Origin of the sequence: Psychromonas sp. Urea-02u-13 (assembly GCF_002835995.1) — a bacterium.
Taxonomy (GTDB): Bacteria; Pseudomonadota; Gammaproteobacteria; order Enterobacterales; family Psychromonadaceae; genus Psychromonas.
In genome coordinates this window covers 1-1,762 of record NZ_PJBZ01000188.1, presented here as the reverse complement: position 1 = coordinate 1,762, position 1,762 = coordinate 1, and the positions used below count along the sequence as shown (strand labels likewise).

General features: G+C 39.1%; 1 protein-coding gene and 1 pseudogene. Both read right to left on the bottom strand.

Annotation, left to right across the window (positions count from 1 at the left end):
• Positions 1–1,531 (bottom strand): annotated as a pseudogene (tnpC, locus tag CXF74_RS21265) (IS66 family transposase); the annotation flags it as partial.
• Positions 1,532–1,623: 92 nt separating this feature from the next.
• A partial coding sequence (gene tnpB, locus CXF74_RS23195) for an IS66 family insertion sequence element accessory protein TnpB (protein ID WP_198552956.1) occupies positions 1,624–1,762 on the bottom strand: 139 nt, incomplete at its 5' end.

Genomic DNA, 1,762 nt, shown 5'->3' with positions numbered 1-1,762 from the left:
AGCAATGCATCAATATCATTCGGGTTTTCAGCAATCTGCTGCAAGCAGGTTGCGATATAATCATGAACAATAAGATCGTTTGCTTTTGCGGTTTCAACCAAACTATATAAAATCGCACTCGCGTTCGCACCTGTATTGGTGTACGAAAACAGCCAAGCTTTACGACCTATCACAAAGGGCTTAACTGCACGCTCTGCTCGGTTATTGCCAATGCTTAACCTACCATCTTCGAGATAACGCTGGAATTTTTCAAATTGGTTTAAACCATAATTTATTGCTTCTCCCAATTTACTTTTAGGTGGGATTTTTTCTTTATGCTCGATGAGCCAGTTATATAATGTCGTTACGATAGGCTTGCTTTGTGATTGCCTCATTGCGAATTTTTCTTTGACCGTTTTACACTTAATTCGTGCTTCTATTCCGTATAACTTTCCAATTAAATTTAAGGCTACATCCACTTTTCCGGTTTTCTTTTTTCCTTGCAGTTTTTTCACATCAATAAATTTACGACGAATATGCGCAACACAGGCTACCAGTGTCGCTTGTGTTGATTCATAAGCTTTATATCCATCAACGTGCATGTAACCTTGGTAACCATCAAGAAAATCAATGGCACATTGAGCTCGACGACTATTGTGATAATCGAACAACACAATATTGGTGTTACTGCCTAATGCATCTGTTCCACTGCAATATACCCACATATAGCTTGTCGATTTTTTGGCTTTAATTACTTTTAGTGGCGTTTCATCTGCATGAATAGCGGGCTCAGCGAGCAATGCCACTTTCAAGCGCATGTATAATGGCTTAAGCAATGTTGCACAACGTAATATCCAGCTCGATATCGTTTGACGACTCAACTCAATACCGATGTCGCTCAACATCGTTTCTTGTCGATAAAGCGGTAAGCCAAATTGATATTTACAGGTAATGATTTGGCTCAACAAACTCGTGGTGGCAATACTTTTAGGGATTGGTGTAGCCGGCATCGGCGCTACTTTGATGTGACTTTTAATGCCGTTTTTTTCACAATGCCGACAGTATATTTGGGGCGAATAGTTTTGATGACTTTAATATATGCGGGTACAAACTCAAGGGTTTCGCTGCTACTTTCGCCCATTTTATGTAAAGGGTTGCTACAACAATCACATATTTTATCTGTGTCATCGAGATCAATGACGACTTCTTTTCGAGGGAGCGCTGACGGCAGTGGTTTGCGCTTTGGTTTTACTTTTGACGCTGGTTTTTCTGTCGTCGAGACGCTCGCTAATAGTTGTTCGTCTTGTTCATCAAGCGTCACTTCTGCTTCATTGAAGACTTCATCTGCACCGGGCATTTTTTCTGATTTTTTACCGTACTCATTGGCAAGTTTGAGATTGTATTGCTCAAGAAACACTTGATAGGCAACATCTTTTTCTATTAATTCAGTATCTTTTTGAGTTAATTCGTCATCCATCCGCTGTTGCAATTCAAGAAGCATTTGCTTAAGTTGTTCGGGAGCGTTTGGTAAGGATTTAGCAGTAAATTTCATTGAACAATTTTAACAAAATATTCAATGAAATGCTGCTTCTAACGCCATTTAGTTCAATGACTTGTATCATGGTACTTGATAGTGAACAAAGGTTAGAGCATCGACTGATAATGTAACGTTTGATGACCTAAAACATCATACCCAGATAGTAGCCATTCTAGTTGCTCAGCAGTTAATACAAATTCAGCTTCATTGATCTTGCTCGGCCATTTGAATTTTTGCTTTTCTAAA